Source organism: Virgibacillus salarius, from assembly GCF_039521925.1.
Taxonomy (GTDB): domain Bacteria; phylum Bacillota; class Bacilli; order Bacillales; family Amphibacillaceae; genus Virgibacillus; species Virgibacillus salarius.
In genome coordinates this window covers 1-4,167 of sequence record NZ_BAAACY010000026.1, presented here as the reverse complement: position 1 = coordinate 4,167, position 4,167 = coordinate 1, and the positions used below count along the sequence as shown (strand labels likewise).

The window sequence follows — 4,167 nt, the reverse complement described above, 5'->3', positions numbered from 1 at the left end:
ATTTCACAGAAGGCTACCATCAAGTTAGTCAAGAAAAAGAGATAGCCTTCCAGAAAAAGACTAATTCTTTCCAAGAATGGGGTATGTATCTTGAGCAGCAAGCGCAAGGGAATTTATTACAAGAAGAACTAGATTACTGGGCTAAAATTGATCAAGCAGATATCAAGTTATTACCGGTAGACTTTAACTATAGTGAAGAAAGCAATAAGTTAAAAAATAATAACTGTATTGAAATTTTATTAAGTCAAGAAGAAACCTTGAAATTATTGCAAAACACAAATAAAGCCTATAATACAGAGGTTAATGACATTTTATTGACTGCTTTAGGGTTGGCTATTCACGATTGGACCTCGGAAAACAAGTTGATGATTAATTTGGAAGGACACGGGAGGGAAATGCTTGAAGGGGATATAAATATTTCTAGAACGATAGGGTGGTTCACCACACACTATCCTGTTTTATTGGAAGTGGATAAAGAGAAAACATTGGATTATACCATAAAAAATATAAAAGAGACATTAAGACATATACCAAATAAAGGAATTGGTTATGGAATATGTAGGTATTTATTGGATGAGAAACGAGTAAACGGAAAGGCTACCCCTCAGATAAGCTTTAATTACCTTGGCCAATTTGATGAAAAAATAAAAAATGACGTCTTTTCGTTGTCGAACTTATCTGGTGGTGAACCAATCAGTCCCAATGCTGAAAATTTATTTGATATAGACATTAATGGATCAATTATAGAGCGCCAATTAGGGTTTACATTTACTTACAATAGTAAGAAATATTATGAAAGTACAATGAAGATGGTAGCCGCATCATATAAGAGCTACTTACTACAAATCATTGAACACTGTCAAAAACAAACCACCACAGAATTAACACCCTCAGATTATGCAGACCAGAGTTTGACGTTAGAAGAACTAGAGGAACTAACGAAATACTACCATTCTGCAACCATTCAAGATATTTACCCATTGACACCAATGCAGGAAGGAATGTTATTCCATTCTCTGTTAGATGAACATTCAACGACCTATTTTGAGCAAAAATCCTTTATAAGCAAGGGGAATGTCCATCTTGATATTCTCGAACAAAGCTTTATAAAACTAATCGAACGGTACGAAATTTTACGAAGTGTAATCGTCCATGAGAATGTTCAATCACCAAAACAAGTCATCTTGAAAACACGTAAGCCTATGATTCATTATGAAGACCTTAGTACGCTTAGCGAAAACGAAAGAACAGCCTATGTGGAAAAGTTTGAAGTTGCCGATAGGCAAAAAGGCTTTAGTCTTAGTCAAGATATTCTGATACGACTAGCTGTTTTAAAGCTGAATGCAGAAGAATATAAAATGATTTGGAGCTCTCATCATATTCTGATGGATGGCTGGTGTAACGGGTTAATTATGAAAGATTTTTTCACCATTTATAGCTATTTAAGCAATGGGACAGCGGTACAGTTACCAGACACCACGCCATATGTGGAATATATTAAGTGGCTACAGAAACAGCCAAAAAATAAGGCAAAGCAGTTCTGGCAACAGTATGTGGAAGGATATACGAATCAGGCGAAGTTACCTAGTAAAGAGAAACGAAGTGAAGCCTTTACGAAAGAGCGCTTAGAATTTACGATTGATCCAAAAATGACCGAAGCTTTAAAACGAATTAGTAAACACCATCAAGTAACCTTAAACAATGTCATCCAAACGGTATGGGGAATCCTACTCCAAAAGAATACAAACTTAGATGATGTCGTATTTGGCTCGGTCGTTTCCGGAAGGAATGCAGAAGTAGAAGGTATTGAGGAAATGGTAGGATTATTCATAAACACAGTACCAGTACGAGTGAAACAAGAAGTTAATCATACATTTATTGATGTTGTTAAACAAATGCAGAAAGATTCATTAGAATCGGCAAGATATGATTATTATCCACTGGCAGATATTCAATCTTTATCTGAGGTCAAACGGAATTTAGTCAATCACATAATTGTTTTTCAAAACTATTATGTTGATCATGAGCTAATGAGCTTCGATCATTCATTAGGCTTTGAATTAGAAAATATTACATATTATGAGGAAAACAACTATGAATTGGCAGCTATGGTTATACCGAGTGATACACTAACCGTTCGATTCTCTTATAACTCTAATGCTTACGATCAAGAAATGGTAAACAGATTAAAAAACCATTTCATCGAAATCATTCAATCCGTGATTCAAAACCAGGAAATCCCTGTATCCCAAATCAGTATGACAACTGATAAGGAACGGAAAGAGATTCTCCATGACTTTAATGACACATCGGTAACGTATCCAAAGGATAAGACAATATCTCAATTATGGGAGGAACAAGTAGAAAAACATCCCCACCATATCGCAGTGGAATACGAAGGCAAGCAGTTAACGTATCAAGCCTTAAATGAAAAGGCGAATCAACTCGCAAGGACCTTACGCCAAAATGGCATCACAGCCAATGCGATTGTCGGTATTATGATCGATGGTTCGCTAGAAATGATGGTCGGCATGATAGGCATTCTCAAGGCAGGCGGCGCCTACTTACCTATCGATCCAACACATCCAATCGATCGAATCAATTATATGATAGAAGATGCCAAACTGGACGTACTCGTGACGACTTCATCCTATGCAAATAAAACGGCTTTTGCAGGAATGATTGTCAATCTTGCAGACTCAAGCGCTTATCAAGCTGATTCTACCAATCTGGATATAAACCATGAATCTCGTGATCTAGCCTATGTTATGTATACATCTGGAACGACTGGAAAAGCAAAAGGTGTCATGGTAAGTCATGCGAATCTCATTAATTACACAGTTGCGATGATCCAAAAAATTAACCTAACATCGACAGATGAAACGGCTTTATTATCCTCCTATGCGTTTGATTTAGGCTATACAACCATTTATACGGCATTACTGAGCGGGATTACGTTACACATCGCTTCTGAGAGCACCTATAAGGATCCAAACAAATTAGTATCATTCATTGGGAAGCATTGTACGTATGTTAAAATGACCCCTTCGCTGTTTTCTGTGATGATGCAATCCGATGAATTAGATACCTTCCTGCAAACAGGAAAACTTCGTTTACTAATCCTAGGTGGAGAACCATTAAATCGGAACGATTTAACACATTTTTTTGCCAAGGATACAGAAAATAAGATTTGTTTTATGAATCACTATGGACCAACCGAAACCACGATCGGTTGTATGGCAACGGAAATCGATCGACAAGAAATGATAGAGCATGGAGTCATGAATATAATCGGAAAACCATTAGCAAATGTCAAAGCCTATATGTTGGACCCACAACAAAACCTTTGCCCAATCGGAGTAAAAGGGGAGCTGTATGTGAGTGGAGTGGGAGTAGCACAAGGATATTTGCATAATCGAGAATTAACCGAAGCGAAGTTTCTTGATAATCCTTTTGAGCCAGGAGAGCGGATGTATCGTACTGGAGATCTTGCCCGATTCTTGCCAGATGGGAGAATTGAATTTTTAGGACGAATCGATAACCAAGTGAAAATCCGAGGCTATCGTGTTGAGCTAGGCGAAATTGAGCATCAATTGCGAAAGCAACCACAGGTATCAGAAGCCACAGTATTCGTTAAAGATGAGGCAGACGAAAAATTATTAGTAGCCTATTTCGTAGGGGAACAGGAGCTCGACATCGCTTCTATTCGAGATGGAATGAAGGAAGGACTACCGCATTATATGATTCCAACTTATTTCGTCCAAGTAGAGAAGATGCCATTGACGAGGAATGGGAAACTGAATAAATATGCGTTACCAGAACCAGCTGAACAGCATCTTGTCACGAATGATTATGTAGCCCCACGAACCAGTACAGAACGAACTCTCGCAGTAATTTGGTCAGAGGTATTAGGCATAGACAAAGTCGGAATCCATGATAACTTTTTTGATTTAGGTGGAGATTCCATTAAAGCAATCAGAATAGTCTCCGGTGTACAAAAACATGGCTTTAAATTAGCTATGAATGAATTATTTAAAAATGGAACGATTCATTCCATTCGTGAGCAGCTTATCTCTTTTGAAAGTAAAGTAAGTCAAGAAGAAGTGATTGGAGAAGCACCGCTAATTCCAATTCAAAAGATGTTTTTTGAACACAACTTTACAGATA

General features: G+C 37.4%; 1 protein-coding gene. It reads left to right on the top strand.

Features of this window, described 5'->3' with window-relative positions; genetic code table 11:
• On the top strand, window positions 1–4,167 hold a 4,167-nt coding region (locus tag ABDZ84_RS04465), incomplete at both ends, for an amino acid adenylation domain-containing protein (RefSeq protein WP_343780318.1).